This is a genomic window from Gymnodinialimonas mytili (genome assembly GCF_037544085.1).
In the GTDB taxonomy this organism is placed as follows: domain Bacteria; phylum Pseudomonadota; class Alphaproteobacteria; order Rhodobacterales; family Rhodobacteraceae; genus Gymnodinialimonas; species Gymnodinialimonas mytili.
Genome location: NZ_JBBIFW010000008.1, coordinates 17,025 through 36,308 on the forward strand (window position 1 = coordinate 17,025; position 19,284 = coordinate 36,308).

At 56.3% G+C, this 19,284-nt stretch carries 23 protein-coding genes; 19 read left to right on the top strand and 4 right to left on the bottom strand.

What is annotated here, in order from left to right; genetic code table 11:
- Positions 1-4 precede the first annotated feature (4 nt).
- Positions 5-955 (bottom strand): LysR substrate-binding domain-containing protein, encoded by a 951-nt coding sequence (locus tag V8J82_RS22305; protein WP_339978990.1) that lies wholly within the window; start codon positions 953-955, stop codon positions 5-7.
- Between the two features lie 54 nt (positions 956-1,009).
- Between V8J82_RS22305 and pcaC the strand changes: the two genes are divergently transcribed.
- The 12 genes from pcaC (at position 1,010) to V8J82_RS22365 (ending at position 11,071) form a co-directional block, all read left to right on the top strand.
- Positions 1,010-1,393, top strand: coding sequence for a 4-carboxymuconolactone decarboxylase (gene pcaC, locus V8J82_RS22310; protein ID WP_339978992.1), 384 nt, complete (start codon positions 1,010-1,012; stop codon positions 1,391-1,393).
- On the top strand, positions 1,390-2,118 hold the full coding sequence (pcaH, locus tag V8J82_RS22315; protein WP_339978994.1) for a protocatechuate 3,4-dioxygenase subunit beta: 729 nt from the start codon (positions 1,390-1,392) through the stop codon (positions 2,116-2,118). The genes pcaC and pcaH overlap by 4 nt, the downstream gene beginning before the upstream one ends.
- The gene (gene pcaG / locus V8J82_RS22320) at positions 2,118-2,738 is read left to right on the top strand and encodes a protocatechuate 3,4-dioxygenase subunit alpha (RefSeq protein WP_339978996.1); all 621 of its coding nucleotides are present in this window, start codon (positions 2,118-2,120) and stop codon (positions 2,736-2,738) included. The genes pcaH and pcaG overlap by 1 nt, the downstream gene beginning before the upstream one ends.
- A complete protein-coding gene (locus V8J82_RS22325; RefSeq protein WP_339978998.1) occupies positions 2,731-3,582 on the top strand; it encodes a 3-oxoadipate:acetyl-CoA acetyltransferase in 852 nt (283 codons plus the stop codon). The genes pcaG and V8J82_RS22325 overlap by 8 nt, the downstream gene beginning before the upstream one ends.
- Positions 3,575-4,360, top strand: a complete 786-nt coding sequence (gene pcaD / locus V8J82_RS22330; protein ID WP_339979000.1) for a 3-oxoadipate enol-lactonase — start codon at positions 3,575-3,577, stop codon at positions 4,358-4,360. The genes V8J82_RS22325 and pcaD overlap by 8 nt, the downstream gene beginning before the upstream one ends.
- Positions 4,360-5,409: a 3-carboxy-cis,cis-muconate cycloisomerase gene (locus tag V8J82_RS22335; protein ID WP_339979228.1), complete on the top strand. Its 1,050-nt coding sequence runs from the start codon at positions 4,360-4,362 to the stop codon at positions 5,407-5,409. Before pcaD ends, V8J82_RS22335 begins: the two co-directional genes overlap by 1 nt.
- A gap of 185 nt (positions 5,410-5,594) precedes the next feature.
- Positions 5,595-6,545, top strand: coding sequence for a LysR family transcriptional regulator (locus V8J82_RS22340; protein WP_339979002.1), 951 nt, complete (start codon positions 5,595-5,597; stop codon positions 6,543-6,545).
- A gap of 70 nt (positions 6,546-6,615) precedes the next feature.
- Entirely contained in the window at positions 6,616-7,644 is a 1,029-nt protein-coding gene (locus V8J82_RS22345) for an ABC transporter substrate-binding protein (RefSeq protein ID WP_339979005.1), read from the top strand.
- A gap of 91 nt (positions 7,645-7,735) precedes the next feature.
- On the top strand, positions 7,736-8,503 hold the full coding sequence (locus V8J82_RS22350) for an ABC transporter ATP-binding protein (RefSeq protein ID WP_339979007.1): 768 nt from the start codon (positions 7,736-7,738) through the stop codon (positions 8,501-8,503).
- A complete protein-coding gene (locus V8J82_RS22355; RefSeq protein ID WP_339979010.1) occupies positions 8,496-9,299 on the top strand; it encodes an ABC transporter permease in 804 nt (267 codons plus the stop codon). Before V8J82_RS22350 ends, V8J82_RS22355 begins: the two co-directional genes overlap by 8 nt.
- Before the next feature lie 5 nt (positions 9,300-9,304).
- A complete protein-coding gene (locus tag V8J82_RS22360) occupies positions 9,305-10,348 on the top strand; it encodes a zinc-dependent alcohol dehydrogenase (protein WP_339979013.1) in 1,044 nt (347 codons plus the stop codon).
- A gap of 3 nt (positions 10,349-10,351) precedes the next feature.
- On the top strand, positions 10,352-11,071 hold the full coding sequence (locus V8J82_RS22365) for a hypothetical protein (protein WP_339979015.1): 720 nt from the start codon (positions 10,352-10,354) through the stop codon (positions 11,069-11,071).
- A 314-nt stretch (positions 11,072-11,385) separates the two neighbouring features.
- Here V8J82_RS22365 and V8J82_RS23745 read toward each other — a convergent pair whose 3' ends face one another.
- The 3 genes from V8J82_RS23745 to V8J82_RS22375 form a co-directional block, all read right to left on the bottom strand.
- Positions 11,386-11,520 (bottom strand): WGR domain-containing protein, encoded by a 135-nt coding sequence (locus V8J82_RS23745; protein WP_439650094.1) that lies wholly within the window; start codon positions 11,518-11,520, stop codon positions 11,386-11,388.
- A 90-nt stretch (positions 11,521-11,610) separates the two neighbouring features.
- Positions 11,611-12,843 (bottom strand): replication initiation protein RepC, encoded by a 1,233-nt coding sequence (repC, locus tag V8J82_RS22370; RefSeq protein ID WP_339979017.1) that lies wholly within the window; start codon positions 12,841-12,843, stop codon positions 11,611-11,613.
- A gap of 279 nt (positions 12,844-13,122) precedes the next feature.
- Complete coding sequence (locus tag V8J82_RS22375; protein ID WP_339979019.1) at positions 13,123-13,656, bottom strand: hypothetical protein; 534 nt, start codon at positions 13,654-13,656, stop codon at positions 13,123-13,125.
- A 371-nt stretch (positions 13,657-14,027) separates the two neighbouring features.
- On the opposite strand from V8J82_RS22375, the gene V8J82_RS22380 reads away from it, so the two are divergent.
- From V8J82_RS22380 to V8J82_RS22410, 7 genes are read left to right on the top strand one after another with little or no spacing between them, the layout of a single operon-like run.
- Positions 14,028-14,375: a hypothetical protein gene (locus V8J82_RS22380; RefSeq protein ID WP_339979021.1), complete on the top strand. Its 348-nt coding sequence runs from the start codon at positions 14,028-14,030 to the stop codon at positions 14,373-14,375.
- On the top strand, positions 14,372-14,995 hold the full coding sequence (locus V8J82_RS22385) for a lytic transglycosylase domain-containing protein (protein ID WP_339979023.1): 624 nt from the start codon (positions 14,372-14,374) through the stop codon (positions 14,993-14,995). Before V8J82_RS22380 ends, V8J82_RS22385 begins: the two co-directional genes overlap by 4 nt.
- 2 nt (positions 14,996-14,997) lie before the next feature.
- On the top strand, positions 14,998-15,285 hold the full coding sequence (locus V8J82_RS22390; RefSeq protein ID WP_339979025.1) for a TrbC/VirB2 family protein: 288 nt from the start codon (positions 14,998-15,000) through the stop codon (positions 15,283-15,285).
- A 3-nt stretch (positions 15,286-15,288) separates the two neighbouring features.
- Positions 15,289-15,567, top strand: coding sequence for a VirB3 family type IV secretion system protein (locus V8J82_RS22395; protein WP_339979027.1), 279 nt, complete (start codon positions 15,289-15,291; stop codon positions 15,565-15,567).
- A complete protein-coding gene (locus V8J82_RS22400) occupies positions 15,557-17,920 on the top strand; it encodes a VirB4 family type IV secretion/conjugal transfer ATPase (RefSeq protein ID WP_339979029.1) in 2,364 nt (787 codons plus the stop codon). The genes V8J82_RS22395 and V8J82_RS22400 overlap by 11 nt, the downstream gene beginning before the upstream one ends.
- Complete coding sequence (locus V8J82_RS22405) at positions 17,917-18,147, top strand: hypothetical protein (RefSeq protein WP_339979031.1); 231 nt, start codon at positions 17,917-17,919, stop codon at positions 18,145-18,147. Before V8J82_RS22400 ends, V8J82_RS22405 begins: the two co-directional genes overlap by 4 nt.
- Positions 18,140-19,276 (top strand): lytic transglycosylase domain-containing protein, encoded by a 1,137-nt coding sequence (locus V8J82_RS22410; protein WP_339979033.1) that lies wholly within the window; start codon positions 18,140-18,142, stop codon positions 19,274-19,276. Before V8J82_RS22405 ends, V8J82_RS22410 begins: the two co-directional genes overlap by 8 nt.
- Positions 19,277-19,284 lie beyond the last annotated feature (8 nt).

The following is a 19,284-nucleotide window of genomic DNA, read 5'->3' on the forward strand; positions in this document are numbered from 1 at the left end:
AATATCAGACGTTTGCGGTATTTCGTAAACATTCGGCAAAAACACTGCGCTCGACGTTGATCGGGGCAGACGTCGAGATGCTAATTCCCACTGGGCCCGACAGAAGCGGCGACGAAAGCTCGACCGCAATAAGGCTCCCCGCTTCTGTCTCGTGCGCGACGACACCGCGCGAGATGAACCAAAGCGCATTCGATGCGCTGAGGATCTTTCGACCCACCGGAAGTCCGACCGTTTCGTAGGCTCCCCGCAATCCCGGCAGCCCGATGCTGCTCAAATACCGTTCCACCGTAGCAGAGATAACCGCCCCACTTGGTGGAAGGATCAAAGTGAAATCCGAAATATGATCTTCGGGCTTGCTTCGTTCTAGGATTGGGTGGCCTGGCCGACACACCAGGATCACATCCTCGATGTATAGCTGTTGAAAGGTAACACCGGCCGCAGCGTCCCGTTCTGGCATTCGACCAACCACCAAATCCAGCGTCCCGTCTCGAAGTTGGTTGAACAGGAGCCAATTCGGGCCAGTCAGAATGTGCAGCCGGACATGTGGCATTTCCTCGCGAAACGAAAGCGCAGCCCTCGGCAGGAGATCCGTCGCTGCCGTGGGAAGAACGCCAATGGAAAGCCGCGATGTCAGATCTCCGTCTTTAGCCAACCGGTCGCGCCCGCGCATCAATTCCACCATGGAGGCGCTGGCGTGGGACTGGAACACCCGGCCCGCTTCGTTGAGACGGAGCCCTCGCCCTACCCTGTCAAAGAGCGGGGCTCCAAGCATCTCTTCAAGCTCTTTCAGGCTTCGAGATACGGCTGGTTGAGTGATGTTGAGGCGGTCCGCTGCGACCGACACGCTCTCGGCCCGTGCAATCTCCAAAAAGGTGCGGACGTGCCTGAGCCGAAGATGTGCATCCCAATTCATACCAAACAGGTTATATTTGTACCTCAATATATCAATATTCAAAATCCAAAAGGCAATATAACTCCGCTCTTAACAAAACACTGCTGAGGGAATGTGATGTTGGATCAACGGTCGCAAAAGGGGATGGCAACACGGCGGGCGGTCCTTGGCGACGCGCATGTCGACCGCGCCGAAGCGGCCAAGACCGACTTCGACGCCCCTTTCCAGTCACTCATCACCGAGGGCGCATGGGGTACGGTCTGGGCGGATGACAGCATCACACAGCGCGAGCGTTCCATGCTGACACTCGCGCTTCTAGCGGCGACCGGGAATTTCGAGGAAATCCCGATGCATATCCGCGCCACCGCCAACACCGGTGCGACCAAAACCGACGTTATTCAGGCTTTCCAGCACGTGGCCATCTATGCCGGCGTGCCCAAGGCCAACCACGCGATCAAACTTGCAAAATCGACCTATGCCGAGATGGAGGAGCACCAATGACTCAACCCGGAGATTTCTATCAGAGGAACCGAGGTGTCCATCCCGCGGCGTTCACACCGGATTATAAGATATCCGTGGCCCGCAGCCCGCGTTATTCACTCATTTCGCTGCAAAACTCCGTCAGTGAAATCACAGGACCACGCTTCGGCCACAACGATATCGACGAAGGCGACAACGACCTACTGACAAACTACGCCAAGGCCGATGAAAGCCCGATCGGTGAACGGATCATCCTTCACGGACGAGTGTTGGACGAGAACGCGAAGCCCGTGCCGAACACGCTCGTTGAAATTTGGCAGGCCAACGCGGGCGGACGCTACCGGCACAAGAAGGACACCTATCTTGCGCCGATCGATCCGAACTTTGGCGGCTGCGGGCGGACACTGACGGATGAGAACGGCTATTTCTTTTTCCGCACCGTAAAGCCTGGCGCATATCCGTGGCGCAACATGGTCAACAACTGGCGCCCTGCCCACATACACGTGTCGGTTTTCGGCTCGGGTTTCGTGCAGCGGCTCATCACCCAATGCTATTTCGAAGGCGATCCGCTGATCCCGGCTTGCCCGATTGTCCAGACAATCCCGGACGCAGACGCCATCGATCAACTGACCGCGAAACTCGACCTTAACGCGACCGTCCCGCTCGACAGCATCGCCTACAAATTTGACATCGTGCTGCGCGGTCGCCGCTCAACTCTGTTTGAAAACCGTCTGGAGGGGAACTGATGGCTCAGGAACTCGCATACCTCAAAGAGTCGGCATCGCAGACCGCCGGACCTTACGTACACATCGGCCTTGCGCCAGGTGCTGCGGGCTTCGAGATCTACCAGCAGGAATTGGGTCACGACATCACCGGCCCAAACGCCGAAGGTGAACGGATCCGGGTTGAAGGCCGTGTGATTGACGGCATGGGGGCACCGATCAAGGACGTTTTGATAGAGGTTTGGCAGGCCAATGCCGACGGCCACTATGCACATCCCGAAGGTGGCGGGCCCGTCGAAGATGGGTTTCGCGGCTGGGGTCGCGTGATCTCCGATTTTGAGAGCGGCGCATGGGCGTTTGAGACCGTCAAACCGGGACAGACCCGCGGACGCAATGTCGGCACGCAAGCTCCGCATCTGAACCTCTGGATTGTCGCGCGCGGAATCAACATCGGGCTCAATACGCGGATGTATTTCGGCGACGAGACCGCGGCCAATGCGTCGGACCCTGTGCTCAACCTGATCGAATGGGAACACCGCCGCGCAACGTTGATCGTCGAGCGGACAGAGGAGGACGGCATGCCCGTCTACCGCTTCGATATCCGCCTTCAGGGCGAAAACGAGACGGTATTCTTCGATGTCTGATCCTTGCATCATCTGCGTGGCGATAACCGGATCGCTGCCGACCAAGGCCAATAATCCTGCCGTGCCGATCACCGTGTCCGAACAGGTCGAAAGCACTCAGGAAGCCTTCGAGGAGGGCGCGTCCATCGTGCACGCCCATGTGCGCAATGACGACGAGACGCCCTCCTCCGACCCGGAAAGGTTCGCGCGCCTGAAAGAAGGGCTAGAAAAGCATTGCCCCGGCATGATCATTCAGTTCTCGACCGGTGGGCGCTCCGGCGCCGGGCAGTCACGCGGCGGGATGCTGCCCTTGCAACCGGACATGGCCTCACTGTCGGTCGGCTCGAACAACTTCCCGACCCGTATCTACGAGAACCCACCCGATCTCGTGGACTGGCTCGCCGCCGAGATGAAGGCGTACAACGTGAAGCCGGAAATCGAAGCCTTCGATCTGAGTCACATCCTGCAAGCGGCAAAGATGCGCGCTGACGGGCGGATCAAGGACACGCCCTATGTGCAGTTCGTCATGGGCGTGAAGAACGCCATGCCGGTCGATCGTGAAGTCTTCGATTTTTACATCCGCACCGTGAAGCGCCTGTTCGGAGATGAAGCGCCATGGTGCGCGGCAGGCATTGGCGCACAACAGGCAACGCTGAACGAATGGGCCGTGTCTTCCGGCGGTCACGCACGCACCGGGCTGGAGGACAATGTCCGGCTCGACCGCGATACGCTTGCGCCGTCCAACGCCGCTCTAGTGCGGCTGGTCGTGGACATTTGCGGAAAATACAAGCGCCCTGTTGCCACCTGGGGCGAAGCGCGGCGGATTCTTGGTTTGCAGCAACCTGCCGACGCTGCGCATGACTGAGTTTCTAAGGGCGAATGGTCGCGTTCACCACTACAGATTTCGCGCGGGATTAGGGGCGCGGGCAGTCGTCTTCGCCAACTCGCTTGGGACCGATTTGCGAATTTGGGACAAGGTGATCGAGGGGCTGCCCTCTGAAGTCCCGATCCTCAACTACGACAAGTCTGGCCATGGATTGTCTGAGCCCGGTGCAGTCACAATCGCGGACTACGCGTCCGATCTGGCATCGCTGATGGACGCGTTGATGCTACGGGATGCCATGATCTGCGGGGTCTCGGTTGGTGGCATGATCGCACAGGCACTCGCAGCTTCGCGTTCTGATCTCGTGGCATACCTTGTGGTCTGTAATACAAGCCACCGCATCGGATCCTCTGAAAGCTGGGCGGAGCGTATCGCCGCGCTGGATAAGACCGGCCTTGAAGATATGGCCGACGGCATCCTCCTACGCTGGTTTGCCAAGCCATTCCGCGACGAACACCCCGATTTCGTGGCCGGGTATCGCATGATGCTGACCAGAACGCCTAAGGATGTATACCGCGCGACCTGCGCTGCCATCCGGGATGCCGACCTGACTCAATCTACAAGCCGCCTCACCTGCCCCACTCTCTGCGTCGCGGGTTCCGATGATCTGGCGACACCACCGGACATCGTGATGGCCATGTCTGGCCTCATCCAAGGTGCTGCGTACGTCTGCCTTGAAGATGTCGGTCACTTGCCCTGCATCGAAGTGCCGGATCAGTTGGCAGCACTCCTCTGCAAGCGTCTGGAGGCATTGCCGTAATTTTTGATCATCCCTGGCTTGGAACGCTCTTCGGCGATGCGGAGATCGCCAGCTTTTGGTCCGCAGACGCGCAACTTGCGCATTATCGCGCTTTCGAGGTTGCGCTTGCACATGCACTCGAAGCCTGTGAGCGCATTCCTTCGGGGCATGGCATGGAGGCCGCTGAAGCGGTCAAAAGAGCAAAGATTGATATTGGGTCCCTCGCACATGCCACCCTCCGCGACGGTTTGCCGATCCGTGATTTCGTGCGCCAACTTCGCGCTCAAGCAGGTGGGAACGAGGCCGCCATTCACACTGGGGCCACGTCGCAAGATGTTCTTGATACTGCATTGTCGCTCACCCTGAAAAACGTCTCCGTTGTCCTAGCCGACAGACTGGAAAAGCTGGACCGTGGGCTCGCCAAATTGGCTAGCGAAAAAGGGGATGCGCCCTTGATGGGCCGGACCCGTATGCAGGCGGCCCTACCGATCACCGTTTCCGACCGGATCGAAAACTGGCGGCAACCTCTTCGGGGTCACATTGCCGGTCTAGACGCCCTAAAGCCTCGCGTCGAGCGTCTGCAGCTTGGCGGTGCGGTCGGAACACGGCATGACTTCGGCGAAGACGGAGACCGCATTGCAACCCATATGACAGATGCGCTTGACCTCGCAGCGGGACCTGTCTGGCATACTGATCGTACGGGCGTAGCTGAGTATGCCGGACGTGTATCGCTGATCACGGGATCCCTCGGGAAACTCGGGCAGGACATCGCACTGATGGCGCAACAGGGAATTGACGAGGTGATACTCGAGGGCGGTGGCGGATCCTCCGCGATGCCTCACAAATCAAACCCAGTTTTAGCCGAGTTCCTTGTGTCACTTGCTCGGTTCAACGCCACCCAAGTCGCGGGCCTTCATCAAGCATTGGTTCACGAACAGGAGCGTTCTGGGGCCGCTTGGATGCTGGAATGGATGATTTTGCCACAGATGACGATCGCTGCAGGTAGTTGTTTGCAGACTGCCAGTGAAGTGGTTCGATCCATTGTTAGTTTTGGTTTTCGTAAGCCGTAGATTCATGTTTTAGATCGGGACCAAGCATGGCACTGAAGAACAGACGCCGTACAACTGGGTGTCTGACTGCCGAGTCCTTGAGAGCAAGTGGAGGCAACTTCGGGTCACTGAGTTAGGCGCTTGATCCTCCAAACTGCGTTAGACTTGTAACCATCCCTAAATCTGACACGGGAGTTCGATGAGAAATGGCAGGTCGCCTCAAGAACGCAAAGAACCTCAGCCTTCGGCAGATCGAGGCGTTTCATGTAGTCGTGCAAACCAGATCAATTACATCAGCTTCTGAAGTCTTGTCTATATCTCAGCCCTCGTTAAGCCGAACGATCAAACGCCTAGAAGATGTCCTTGAGTTGAGGTTATTCGATCGTGACCATAGAGGTTTAGTTCCAACAAGCGAGGCTTTGTCGATTTTTCAAGAAGTCGACCCGATTGTTAAGCAAATCGCTGGTCTCAGTCACCGTATTTCGGAGATCGCCACTGGCGAGTTTTCCGAGTTTCGTCTTGGTGCAACAGCCAGCGTGTCACGTGCCTTGGTTCCCAGAGCCTTAAAGTTAATATCAAAAAACAAGAGTGGCCCTGATTTGTTCTTCGATGTTCTCTCTGTTGATCAAATGGAGGACTACTTGCTCACTGGTCAAGGAGAGTGCCTTGTTACCATTTCACCGGTTGAGCATCCGATGTTTCAAAAGCGACTTCTCGGTAATTGCGAACTTGTTGCTGTAGTTCCTATGGGCCACCCGCTGTCAACGAAGGAGCGGCTAGATACGGGTGATTTTGACGGTGTGGACATCATCCATTTTCAGCACGAAGGCCCGCATCAACGAGTAATTGACGGCTTTCTCCAAAACAGATCAAGGGAAGCGAGGAAATCGGCAGTGGTGCGATTCTCCGACACGGCTATTGCGCTTGCAAATCAAGAAATGGGAGTGGCGCTGGTCGATGAATTCTCCGCTTGGGGACCTCTTGGCGATAGGGTGATAAGGCTCCCTATTCAAAATGCACCAACTTTCAGCGCTTTCTTGCAGTGGAATGGACGCAAACCGCAGTCCCAGTTCGTGCAAGTTCTCGGGGATAAGATCGAGGAATTGATCAAAAAACCAAATACGCCGCGCAAGGATATGCCTTCGGGGCATGACTAGCGGAAAAAACTGCACTAGAATGCATATCGAGGTCATGTATCTCTCTCAGTACTAAGTTTGGGAGGAAACCATGAAAAAATTCCATTTGGACAGACGTCAAGTTGTGTCCCTTCTGGGCGCATCGGTCGTGTCAACAGCCTTTGCTTCTCCGGTGAAAGCAAACACCAACTTGGTGATTGGTGCACTGCGGCTAACGAGCCATTCGCCGACCTATATCGCGTTGGAGCGCGGTTACTTCGCGGATGAGGGTCTCAACATTGATCTCAGTTTCTTTGAGTCTTCGGCCGCGGCTGCAGTCGCAGTTGCCGGTGGGGATCTCGACTATGGCATAACGTCCATCAGCGGTGGGCTTATGAACTTAGCTCAACGGGGTGTTGTGAAGGTGATTGGTGGCGCACTGGCGGAAGATCCAACAGTGCCCGGACAGGTGATCCTGGCTTCAAATTCGGCGTTTGAGGCCGGCCTAACAGATCCTTCACAGCTAGCGGGTAGGACATTCGGAACCACAAGCGCCGGGTCTTCATTTCACTACATGCTAAGCCGGATCGCGGATGCGAACGGTATTCCGATGGCCGAAATTACCATGCGCCCCCTACAGAAGGTTGGCGCAATTATCGGTGCCCTAACTTCGAACCAAATCGACGCTTGGGTCATACAGCCCAGTATCGCCAACAGAATGATCGCCGAAGGATCAGCTCAAAGAATTGGCGATTTCTCTAGCTACGATCCGAGCTATCAAGTTACCGCAGTGTTCACCTCGACCGAAATCGCTACTAACGAGCGTGGTCAAACGGAGACCTTTCTTAGGGCACTTGCGCGTGGCGTCGCAGACTACAACGCTGCGTTCGTCGACAAAACCGCTGACACATCTGAGGTCGAGGAACTAATCGAACTGGTGCATCAGTATGTCAATGTGGATACACCTCGCGAGACCTTTGCACTGTCGCTAACCGAGGGTTCAATGCGGATCAACCAAGGTCTAACTCTGTCCACCACTTCAGTTGGAGACCAGTTGAGGTGGATGCAGTCCGAGGGCCTTGTAGACGCTGAAATCACGCTCGATATGCTAGTAGATCCCTCTTACGTTCCAACTATGTGAGCCAACCTGCCATTTCTTAGGCATGAATTTCTCGGTTCGACACCAATGAGCCGAGAAATTCTTAGGGTGTGGATAGTTATAGGGGGGATCGATGGATCTACAGCTTCAAGGAGTAGGGCACTCATATGGGAAAGTGCGTGTTCTACAAAACATTTCGTTTGACATCCCGAGCGGCAAAATCGTCTGTCTGATCGGTCCTTCTGGCTGCGGCAAATCTACGTTGCTCCGATTTATCGGAGGACTTGAGCGGTCCACAGAGGGCCGCGTCCTGCAGGTTGGTGAGCCGCCAAAGGAGTCGCTGAATCCACTCACTTATATCTTTCAACACTTCGCTTTGTTGCCGTGGCGAACGGTATCGGGAAATGTTGAGTTGGTTCTGGAGGATCACGGTCTCTCCCGTACCGAGGTAAAGGACATTGTCGACAACGTTCTCGCAAGAACCCGTCTGTCTGAATTCCACGATGCACTTCCAAAACAACTGTCTGGTGGAATGAAACAACGTGTAGCCATCGCTCGAGCCTTGGCAGTTCGCCCAGCTGCCATGCTTATGGATGAACCTTTATCAGCACTCGATAGCCAAACTCGAGAGTTGCTTATGGACGATCTTGTGGACCTATGGGTCCGCAAGCCATTTACGGCCGTTTATGTCACTCACAACCTAGCCGAAGCTGTTCGATTGGGTCACACGATCGTCGTACTTTCGCGCCGACCTGGGCGAATTCATGAGATTGTCGAGATAAACACTCCACTCGCGGAACGACACTTGGGTCACCCGGAACTTGAAGAAAAACAAAAGCAGTTGTGGAACCTAATGAAGGAAGAAGCAATGGCCGCTGATTTGGAGCTTGTCGATGGCTAATACACAGATCATGACGAGGCCGGTGGCATTCCGGGGCGGTGGCTTTGAAACCCGCAGTGTAAGATTTGTTGGACCAATGGTGTTCATCGCAGTGCTAGCACTATTGGAATGGGGCGCCCGGTCTGGAGTGATCTCTTCACTAACCATGCCGAGACCTAGCGCTGTTCTGGAGACCCTGATGAACCTCGCTCGTACAGGTCTTCTATGGCAGCACTTGGCGCCTTCGGTCGAACGGCTGATCGTTGGAGGAACTATCGGGGCCGTTGCTGGCATTACCTTAGGAACACTCATAGGGCTGTTCAGCCTAGTTCGCGCCGGCTTAGTGCCAATAGTTGCAGCTATTTTCCCGATCCCGAAAATTGCGTTGTTGCCCCTATTCGTAATCTGGTTCGGTATCGATGAGGCATCGAAATATGCACTAATTGCATTCGGTACCTTCACACCTACGGTCGTTTCAACGTTCGGCGCCGTGGACAATGTGGACCGCACATTGATCCGAATGAGCCAGAGCTTTGGGCTGTCGCGGTGGTCTATCGTTCGTAAAGTTGTATTGCCCGGTGCATTCCCAGGCATTTTGTCCGGTCTGCGTGTTTCAATCGCCATCGCGATAATTCTATTGGTCGCAGCTGAAATGCTTGGCGCGTCGCATGGCGTTGGAGCCTACATTTTGGAGGCGGGCTCGCTCTACGATTTAGAACGGCTCTTCGCTGGTGTGGCGATCTTGTCGATGATGGGCCTGATTGTCAGTTGGGCGATTGGTCAAATCGAGCGCCGGTTCTTGGCATGGCGGACCTAAGAGCCATGTTGGCAGTTCAAAAGATCTCACCAAGCCGCGGCATCGAGCTTAGGGAGGTTCTTCAACCAGACTCCCTGGGACAGCGAGATGTTCTAGTTTCTGTTGAGGCTGCGGGGATTTGTGGCACGGATCTGCATATCGCTGCGTGGACACCCGGCTACGAAGCTATGGCTGCACACCTGCCAATTACACTTGGGCACGAGGCGGCTGGTAGAATCGAACGCGTAGGATCTGACCTTGAACAATCGCTCATTGGTCGAAGGGTGGCTGTTCGACCTTCGGTGGTTTGCCATACTTGCGCGTCTTGCAAAAAAGAGCGGTTTGATCTGTGCACCAAGCGCAAGGGTGTTGGTGTGACGCTTGATGGTGCTTTTGCGCCATTCGTCGTCGTTCCATTAGAGAATTGTGTGTTCGTACCTAGTGGGCTTAGCGCCGATGTAGCCGCACTAACCGAGCCGATGACAGTCTGCAAAGAAGCTGTGGACACCGCTAGTGTAAGTCCCGGTGACAAGGTGTTAGTTTTAGGCCCTGGAGCAATTGGGCAAGGTATTGCCTTGTTCGCTCGAGAAGCGGGTGCCAGATCGATCGTCGTTTGTGGCTATGACGACGAGAGCAGACTGAATACAGTCAAAGCGCTCGGGTTCGAGGATGTTGTAGATACCCAAGAGTTAGGGTTGTACCGAAGCGTCAAACCTTGGCTGAAGGACGGCGAGTTCGACGTCGTTATCGAAGCAACCGGAGTTCCAGAGGTCGTAAACGACGCCCTAGATGTCCTTAAAATCCGCGGCATCCTCGTAGTAGCAGGCATTCATTCTTCTTTCGCCAAAATCGACCTGACAAGACTTGTTCGTCGGCAACAGCAGGTTCGGGGATCATATCGTGCCCCCATTCCCACTTGGGAGTGGGTCCTAAAATATCTGAACGATAATCAAGATCTCGTCAAAAAAGTCATTACTCACTTTGTCGATCCTGCGGACGCCTTGGACGGTTTCGAACTTGCCGCCAGCAAGACTGCATCAAAGGTGATTATACGCCATCGGACGGAGTAAACGATGCCGCAGCCCGAAAACGCATTTCTTTATATCTGGAACGACTATAGCGAAGCGCGACGCCTTGAGTATGATAAATGGCATACCTTTGAACATGTCCCAGAGCGCGTTAGTCTTCCAGGCTTTGAAGCAGGATACAGGTATCAGTCCGAAGACGAAGGGACTCAGGCCTACTTTACTGAATACCGCCTTGCTTCCCTCGAGGCGCTCGAGACTGCCGACTATGCAAATGTGGTGGACTATCCCACGGAATGGTCGGCAAAAATGCGACCAGAGTTCAGCAATGTTTTTCGACTACCAAGTCGTCTCATCTGCTCGGCGGGCTGTGGTACCCCTGGGTGGGTCGCTACGATTGTTTTTACTGTCGATGATGCCGATGCCTCGTTTACGGGTCTTATCCATCAAAGCACTTCGTCGATGTTGCGTGACCGAAAGATATCTGGCTATCAGATCAGCGAAGCTGATGGGGTGCCTCCATACAAAGTCTTTACGCAAGTGAACTCGAACGCACTGTCGTGTGCGATCTTGGCAGTGGTGCTCTCTGCACCCACTAAGGCTAGTGCGAATTGTGCAGTTAATGACCTACTTGCGCACTGCGACTTAGAAAGCTCGTCGGAAAAGCTTCTTCAGCTAGGCGTTTATCATTTCTGCTATGGAATTGAATCTAGTGAAGTTTCTTCGAAGAGAGCGGAAGGGCACCCAGAGGAATTTAAGGTTCAATAGTCTTCAACTTTGATCTGAAGGCATTCGAACCAAGAAACTCTATCAGACAAGAATGTAGCAATTCGCCCAAAAGGACCGTGGCTGTTTATTCGACTGATTACGTGTCAGATGTTTAGTAGTCTCGCATCTGGAATGGACTACTGCTCAGACTTGAAAAAAAGAAACCTTTGAAGCGAATAGAATTGGAATTCTCTCTTTCATTGGGGAGGTTGCTTCATAAACAAGATTATCGGCTTTTGGTCTGTGAACAGGGCGCAGTCTAAACTGGATCGCGAAAATTACCCTATCTTGCTGAAAAGCAAGGAGAACTTACATCACCCATACCCGCGCTTTGCCTTCTGCATATGCAGCTTAAACCTGGCATCCTTCGCTTCTTCCTCTGTGCCGAACCAATCGATCCGAGTAGTCCCGGAGCGCCCGATGCGACCCCATTCGCGGACCAGACCCAGTCTCCAAAGAGCCCACGCACAATCTCCATCCGGTAGAACCGATGCATATTGGCCTCTGGCTCTGTTCGTGTGAGATGCATATTGCCTGCCCTATGATTTGTCACGGATCCTATTGCGCTCGGCGATCCCAATGAGACTCCGGATGATGTGCAGATCTCCACTCCGCGCTTTTCTGACCATACCACGGAAATAGGCGCCGTTGTTGAGGATCGCGATGTCGCCGCTATTGAGATGCGCATCGATGATTAGGATACAGAGCGCCGCGGTCTCAGGGGTGACCAGATCTACGGCTTCATCCCAGGCCGAGGGGTGGACACCTAAGGGCTGAAGACGTGCCATGGCCGCCCCGACAAAGTCTCGGATGGTGAGGCTTGGAACATCGTCACGCTGTTTGCGCAGCTCCAGCTGGAAACCCGGCGCCGCCATGCCAAATAGGGTGGGTGGCGTCAGCTTTGCGAGGAAATCAGGCTCGTGGATCCGGTGCGACTGAACCAACCGCCCGTCCCCGCCGCCTTGTTTTTCTAAGTATGAGCGCGCTTGCGCGCTCTCCTTTTTGACGTTTGCGTTACAAGATACAGATGCAGAGTCTTGGGTTGTATCTTGTATATAGGGCGGCTTATTTTTGAGCGGTCGGGCGATTGTTTTTGCACAGTTTTTCAGAAGATCCTCAGCTATATCCACCAAGGTATCCAGCTCCTTCACAAGCCGTTCCAGGGAATCGATCGACATGCGGTGCTGCTCTGAGGCGGTTGGCATCTGATCGAAGGCCGTCTCCACCTCCTGTGCTTCACTGTGATCAGGGCACAGATCGAAAACCTCCCCCAGGATCGAGGTAAGGAACCGCTTCGATGTGCTGAAACGCCCGCGTAGGTAGCCGTTCTCAAGGCGCTCTTGTTGCAGGTGATGCAGAACCGCTTCAAAATGCGCCGCGGAGCGGATTGCTGGCGTGAAATAGATTCCGCAATGCAGGAAGCCGGATCGGGCGCCATTCGCGGAGGTGCGCTTTTCGATCAGGCCAGCCCGGACCAATTCTGTCTCGTGCTTGCGAATAACGGATGGGGACCGCCCGCGCATCTTGGCAATCTCGGTCTGTGCCATGTAGCAGCATGGCGCCTTCTCGCTGCTCGTCCAGTCGCGGGGACGGGTCGCCTCTGCCATGAACAAAAACGTCTCAAGTGCTGCGGCCGAGACAGGTTGTGCCAGATGTGGCCGCACGCTGCGCAGGATCCGCAAAAACGCATCTCTGGTCATGTTTTCTGGGAGGCGAACATGCTTCTCCAGGTCCGATAAGCTCGGGTGATCAATCGATTGAGCACTGCCCATAAGTCATCTGTCCTCTTATGTCAGAGGCAGGACACCAGGTCGCAGAAAGGTGTTCGCATAAACTGCGTTTTTGCTTGTTTTCTGAATAAGACAGGGATAGGACAACTGATGAATGAGTGACTCTTCTTTGAGTCTGTCCCCCCCCTCGCTGGTTCGCCCTGCGGGGGGTTCTTTTTTAAGGGTGTTAGAGTCTTTGCTCCGTTGTTGTGTTTTGGGGAAATCTGACTGGCATCGACCCACGTTAGCGAGAAAGCGTGTGAGCCGAGGCGTTACGATCGTCTAGTAACGGACTACTTCATAGCTGTGGTTGCCTTCGTGATCGCGCCACTCAACACCGACACCGCGGAACGATCCAACAGGGCAGCGCTGCTCCATTCTGATCTGAAACGGGAGCCAGTCTGATGGCGGGTAGTTGGGGTCGTTCCGATCAAATGCTTCCCATCGAAACTCGCCTTGGGCACCGTAGACACCTTGCTGCATTCGCCGTCGGCCATGTCTGCAATTGATATCCCCGTCACCGCTTTCGTGAAGCCAGACGCGATAGTCGATATCGATCACTCGAATGGTTCGAACAAAGTCAAAAGCCGCGCTGCTGATATCTATGTCGGCACGATCCTGGATGAGATGCAGCATGCCATTCGGGAATGGACTCTCTATACCCTGTTCGATGTCGAGGACAGCCTGGGCCATGCTTGGCTCGTCATCTTCCGAATTGATCGCAAGCCATGGCGAATAGCGATGCATCTCATTTTGATAAAGCGCCTCGAACACATCCGGCAGCCCAATGGGTTCGAATGCATCGCCAGCCGCCATGGGGCAGCGCCAGATTTGTAAAGGCGGCTCAACCGGAAAAGGTGTGACCCGGCGGATGAACTCAGCCCGTGCCAAAGCGCAGGGCGTCGATGGCGGGAAGCCGCCTGCTAGGCACAGAAGAATGGCGCAATCGATCGGATAGCTCTGCGCGGATGCGGGCGCGGAGATGGTGATGAGTGCGGCGACAGACGCGCTCTTGAGCGAATGGAGTGGTTTCATCATAGATCACCCCCTAAGCGGAACGATGCGTCAGAGTCTATAATATAAATTTATATTTTTGCATCATCTATCCTTCGTATATGTTCGCTCATTCGAGGTGTTGATCAATCAATTTATAACTGCAATGCCGTTTGCCAAACTGAGGGTGTCGAATGTCAGTCAGCAAAGTTGTGCGAACCGTCCCGGAAAAAGCTTTCGTGGATCGGGTCAAAGAAGTGGGCCGCGTCGATGTGATTTGCACTGGCAACCCTGCGCGACGCGTCAGTGTGGTGAGGGGTGGCTGGCGCTATCAGGTCACAACTGAGTGCGGCTCAGAGACCTTGCAGCTGGCGACCCATCGCAGCAGCGACAGCCGGATTATCAAAAGTGTGGCCACCGTGTTTTCGATGTTGGCCGATTGGGGGGTGTCGAGTCCCGCCATCCCATCAATCGAGGGGCTGACCGTCACCAATACGATCGCGCGGGTTGCCCCGAACCAACCGGGGGCAATGAGCCGATGACCCGCGTGGCACATATGTCTTGTTTATCACTGGTCGCAGGAGTCATCGCCACCAGCGGCGCGCCTCTGCACGCCGATGTGCTGGCAACTGGTGGATCCGGGCTGGCGCCTTATGCCCATAGCACAAGCCTCTTGCTGTTCAGTGAGCCTGAGCCCGATGTGGTGACGGCTTCTGACGCCCGCCTGCGCCGCGCGGAACCCTCTGAGTATGTCATGGCCGCGATCAATGTCGTCGCCCGTGAGTACGCGGATCATCCGGTCTTAGAAGAGGTTGGGCTCACCAGCTCGGAATGGGCGGATCTCTTCCAAAGCAATATCGAGGTGGAAAGCGCCTATGACCCCGATGCGCGCTCTCCCGTGGGGGCCATCGGGTTGGGCCAGCTGATGCCAGCGACAGCCGACGATCTCGGCGTCGATCCCTTTGACATGATTGAGAATTTGGACGGGTCAGCGCGCTACGTGCTGCAAATGCTGAACCGGTTCGGATCGGTGGAACTGGCCTTGGCGGCATACAATGCCGGGCAAGACGCCGTCGAGGCCCATGGCGGCGTGCCGCCATTCCCAGAAACAGAAAACCACATCCGACGCGTTCTGGCCGTGTTCGCAGATTTAAGGAGTTAGGAATGTCACGCAGGCTATCGAGTTTTCTTATTGTGGCGCTTCTCGTCGCCGCATCCCCCGCCGTAGCGCAGTCAATCGACACAAGCGCCATCGACTCTGTGATGCAAAGCATCTTGGACGCGATGACCGGCACAACCGGTCGCTTGATTATGACTGTGGTTGCCGTGGCTATCCTGATCGCCGGCGCGCTCAACTACATCGATTGGTCCCGGGTCTTTCAGCTGCTCATCATCATTGTCGTCATCGGCGTGGCGCCGACTGTTGTGCAATCCATCTGGGGCACGACCTAAACGATGTTGGATGTGGAGCCCTTCAACGTCGCCCTGACCCAATCAAGCCGCTTGTTTGGGCTCCCCTACCCCTTCGCATTGCCGTTCTTCGGCGGCACCGTGGTTCCGCTCATATGGTCAACGAGTGTCTGGACAATTGTCTGGTGTGTGCTCGTCTATGCGGCCTGTCGCTTCATAGCCGAGAAGGATGAGCGGATCGTGGACGTGTTCCTGGTCGGCAGTCGCGCCGCACCGGGAACACGTTCTGCACGCATCTTCGGGGGCCATAGCTATGGCCCTTGAGGTGCGGACAATCGCAGAGCAATTGGCCGGGCGTGGCCAGTTGCTCCAACATGGCTATGCCCACCTGCCCTATGTCTCGCTGGTGAACGATAAAACCCTGCGACTGCGGGACAATTCGCTGATGTGCTGCATCCGCCTGGATGGGTTGAACTCGACCACGGCAGCGGACGAGGATCTCGATGGGGTCAAAAGCGCCTTTGCACGCGCCATTGCCCAACTCGGGCCCGATTACACCATCTACACGCATCGGGTCTCGCGCCGCGTTGATCCCGTGGCAGACCTCGATCCGCTCAACGACAACGATTTCTGCGACCATGTGGATCGGCGCTGGAGCAAAGGCCTGGCAGAGCGAAAACTGCGTGACCGCACGCTGACCATCTCGATCATCAGGACGCGGCGCCTCAAGCGAACCTTTAACCCCTTCGTCAAAGCCGCCAATCTCATCGAAGGCGCGGATCAAAAACGCGACCTCGAACATCTGGAGGAAACCGTCCGGCTGTTTCGGGCCGCGCTCGGCAATGACCGCTCGCGCGTGCTCACAGAACCCAGCGGTGAGGTTCTGGGCTTTCTGGGCTCGATCCTGACGGCCAATGAGACACCGATCTATCACCCCAACACGTTGAACGTGATTGGCGATGTCGTCTTCGGAGAACGTGTCACCTTCGTTGATGACGGATTTGTCCTCTCAGATGGCCCATTCGGCGAGCGGGTCGGGATCACGCGCGCGCTCAAGGATTATCCGCCCAATAGCTGGTGCACGATTTTCGACGGCTTCGCGCTGCCCTGCGACTACGTCATCTCGCAAAGCTTTGTCCCGATGAGCAATAACCAGGCGGCGGAGCTTGTGGAGCGCAAGCGCAAGGTGATGCAATCCACCGCGGACATTCGCACCGCGGCCAGCGAACAGCTGGCCAAGCTGCATGAACAGGTCATGGTCCGCGAAAAGTCCCTCGGGTCGCATTCCTTGACCGTCTCGTTGATCAGCGATGACGAGGCCAGCCTGAGGGAGCGCGTGTCGGATCTCGAAGGCCTCGCCTCGAATTTCGGGGCGCGGTTTGTGGCAGATAGGGTGGTCAATCGCGCCCATTTCTTCGCGCAATTCCCTGGCAATATGGCCGGGCGCCCACGCACAAATCTGATCACCAACACGCATTTTGCCAACTTCGCATCCCTGCATCGCACACCGATGGGCAAAGCGGCGGATCAATTGCCCTGGCGCAGCCCCATCACAGTGTTTCCGACGAATGAAGGCGGCGTGTATCGCTTCAGCTTTCACCGGGCGGGCGCAGCCACAAGCGAACCGCCCGCCGGTCATACCGTCATTCTCGGTGAAACGGGCTCCGGAAAGTCGGTCTTGGCCGCGCTGCTGCTGACCTTCGCGCGGCGCACAGGCGCGCGGGTCTTTGCGTTCGATTATCGCAAGGGCCTTGAGATGGCGGTCCGTGCAATGCGCGGGACCTACTCCGTCGTCGAAAGCGGGCGCCCCACCGGGCTCAATCCGCTCTGGGTCGAAACGGATCCCGAAGGCGTCGATTGGATGACCGATTGGCTCTCCCGCATTCTCAAACCGGGCGGGCAGCTGAGCGCCGCCCAGGGCCAAGAAATCCGCCAGAACGTTGTGCGCAATGCGGAAAGCACGAGCATCGATGTCCGGCAATGGAGTCCCTTCACCAAGCTCTTTGCCTCGACGGATGATGGCGGCGAGTTGCAAGGCTTGCTCTCGGAATGGGGCCCAGGCGGCCGATATGGCTGGGTCTTCGGGGAGACAAAAGAGGATTCCTTTTCCCTCGACGGCGACGTGATGGGCTTTGATCTGACGCATATTCTCGATGCGCAGAGCGAGCGCGAGCGGATGGCCGTTCTGAGCTACATCTTCCGGCGTGTCGAACGTCAGCTAAAGGATCGGCGCCGCACCATTGTTCTGATCGATGAGGCCTGGAAGGCCATCGATAATGAATACTTCGCCACCGTGATCCAAAGCTGGCTGGCCAGCCTGCGCAAACAGAACGCCGTCGTGGTCATGTTGGCGCAAAATGCCGGTCAGCTTGCCCAAAGCAAGGTGGGTGAGCGCATATTCAGCTTCTTCCCAACGCAGATCATCTTTCCCGACGCCAAATCCTCGGCCGGGGATTACCAGGCGCTGCGCTTGAACGCCTCCGAGCTAGCGGCTGTCACCGCGCGCAGCAATGGCCGGAACTTCCTGCTGCGTGACGATCAGGCCTCGGTGATCATCGACGGCGATGCGTCCTGCCTGGGCGATCTCTTGCATGTCCTGGGCGGTGGTGCCGCTGGGGCCTTCGTCGCCGGCGATACCTTCCGTGAAACCCCCGACTTTTGGAGAAAACTCGTATGAACCGTCTCAAATACTTCGTCTTCTTCGGCGCGATTGTTGGGTTGGCCGGCTGCGCCTCGATGCGCGATCGCGAAGCGCCCTGCCGCTGCTTCAACAGCAATGGCGAAACCAACGGATCGTGCAATTTCGAGCGGTTCGAACACGACCCCTATAACTACACCGTCGCCCAAAGCACCCACCAGCCAAGCGCCCTCGCGGCCACAGACGATGGATGTGGCGGTGTATAGGCGCGCGACACTGACAAGCGCGCTTGTCCTGTGTCTGGCCTGCGCCAGCCCATTGGCTGGCCAGGGTGTGCCGGTCACCGATCCCACGAGTTTTGCGCAACGGCTGCAAGTCTTCCTGAACATGGAAGAGGACGGCATGACCCAGGTTGAAATCGCCAATTCGCGGGCCAATCTCCGCGATTTTGGCAATCAACAGGTCGAGGCCCTCGACGCGATGATCGACGCGTTCAGCGGCGTGTCCACATTCCAAGCCACCTTTGCGAGCGGCACCGGAGGCGATTTTCCGGCCCTGGGCGCGGTCTATGGACCAACGGCCAATGCAGCTGCCGGACAGGTCTTCGGTGATGCGCGGAAAGAGATCGAGCAGCTGATCATTCGGGGATCCCAAGACACCTATTCCCTGCCCGGGGTCGCGGCGGCAGGTCTCTCGCCGGTGCAATGGCGCTGCCTTCTGCAAGCGCTGATCTGGCAGGAAAGCCGGTTTCAAGTAGGGGCACGCTCCCCGGCCGATGCATTCGGGCTGACGCAGATCATTCCCGGCACGGCCCAGGATCTCGGGATCTATCCCGAATACTACACCGATCCCTATCTCCAGGTGGTGGGCGGTGCCCGATATCTCGCGCAGCAGCTTCAAGCCTTTGACGGCAATATCATCTTCGCCCTGGGCGCCTACAATGCGGGGCCCGGCCGGATCCAGCAATATGGTGGCGTGCCTCCGTTTGAGGAAACGCAGCATTACGTGCGCGTAATCCCGGAACGCTATAATCTATATCTGGCCGCGATTGGCGGTGTGGAGGCGACCGGCACCATTGACCCAACGCTTTTCGCGGTCAGCTCGGCAAGCCTGGTCTCGTCGGGATCGATCGGCTTTTCGGAAAACGCGCTCGTCAATGCCCGTCAGGCTTTGCTGCGGGTCCGCGCCCTCGTCGTGCAGATCGGCGAGTCCACTGATCTCGTCGATGCCATGAACCTCAACACGATGATGAAGGCTGAGATTGCCCTTATCGCCTCGATGCGTGTTCAGGGCGAGGCCGCACGGACCCAAGCCCTAATGGCGCAACTTGCCGGACGGCTGGCCCGCCAGCGCGAGGCGATGCTCTTCGCAAATATGGAATTTCCAGAGCTATAGGAGACGAA

Bases quoted from the DNA above. Each gene is read 5' to 3' on its own strand.
- V8J82_RS22390 (WP_339979025.1), top strand. From the start codon at position 14,998: ATGTCACGCAGGCTATCGAGTTTTCTTATTGTGGCGCTTCTCGTCGCC.
- pcaH (WP_339978994.1), top strand. From the start codon at position 1,390: ATGACTCAACCCGGAGATTTCTATCAGAGGAACCGAGGTGTCCATCCC.
- repC (WP_339979017.1), bottom strand. From the start codon at position 12,843: ATGGGCAGTGCTCAATCGATTGATCACCCGAGCTTATCGGACCTGGAG.
- V8J82_RS22400 (WP_339979029.1), top strand. From the start codon at position 15,557: ATGGCCCTTGAGGTGCGGACAATCGCAGAGCAATTGGCCGGGCGTGGC.
- V8J82_RS22350 (WP_339979007.1), top strand. From the start codon at position 7,736: ATGGATCTACAGCTTCAAGGAGTAGGGCACTCATATGGGAAAGTGCGT.
- V8J82_RS22375 (WP_339979019.1), bottom strand. From the start codon at position 13,656: ATGGCGGCTGGCGATGCATTCGAACCCATTGGGCTGCCGGATGTGTTC.
- V8J82_RS22365 (WP_339979015.1), top strand. From the start codon at position 10,352: ATGCCGCAGCCCGAAAACGCATTTCTTTATATCTGGAACGACTATAGC.
- V8J82_RS22355 (WP_339979010.1), top strand. From the start codon at position 8,496: ATGGCTAATACACAGATCATGACGAGGCCGGTGGCATTCCGGGGCGGT.
- V8J82_RS22360 (WP_339979013.1), top strand. From the start codon at position 9,305: ATGTTGGCAGTTCAAAAGATCTCACCAAGCCGCGGCATCGAGCTTAGG.
- V8J82_RS22380 (WP_339979021.1), top strand. From the start codon at position 14,028: ATGTCAGTCAGCAAAGTTGTGCGAACCGTCCCGGAAAAAGCTTTCGTG.
- V8J82_RS22325 (WP_339978998.1), top strand. From the start codon at position 2,731: ATGTCTGATCCTTGCATCATCTGCGTGGCGATAACCGGATCGCTGCCG.
- V8J82_RS22395 (WP_339979027.1), top strand. From the start codon at position 15,289: ATGTTGGATGTGGAGCCCTTCAACGTCGCCCTGACCCAATCAAGCCGC.
- V8J82_RS22345 (WP_339979005.1), top strand. From the start codon at position 6,616: ATGAAAAAATTCCATTTGGACAGACGTCAAGTTGTGTCCCTTCTGGGC.
- pcaG (WP_339978996.1), top strand. From the start codon at position 2,118: ATGGCTCAGGAACTCGCATACCTCAAAGAGTCGGCATCGCAGACCGCC.
- V8J82_RS22340 (WP_339979002.1), top strand. From the start codon at position 5,595: ATGGCAGGTCGCCTCAAGAACGCAAAGAACCTCAGCCTTCGGCAGATC.
- V8J82_RS22385 (WP_339979023.1), top strand. From the start codon at position 14,372: ATGACCCGCGTGGCACATATGTCTTGTTTATCACTGGTCGCAGGAGTC.
- V8J82_RS22405 (WP_339979031.1), top strand. From the start codon at position 17,917: ATGAACCGTCTCAAATACTTCGTCTTCTTCGGCGCGATTGTTGGGTTG.
- pcaC (WP_339978992.1), top strand. From the start codon at position 1,010: ATGTTGGATCAACGGTCGCAAAAGGGGATGGCAACACGGCGGGCGGTC.
- pcaD (WP_339979000.1), top strand. From the start codon at position 3,575: ATGACTGAGTTTCTAAGGGCGAATGGTCGCGTTCACCACTACAGATTT.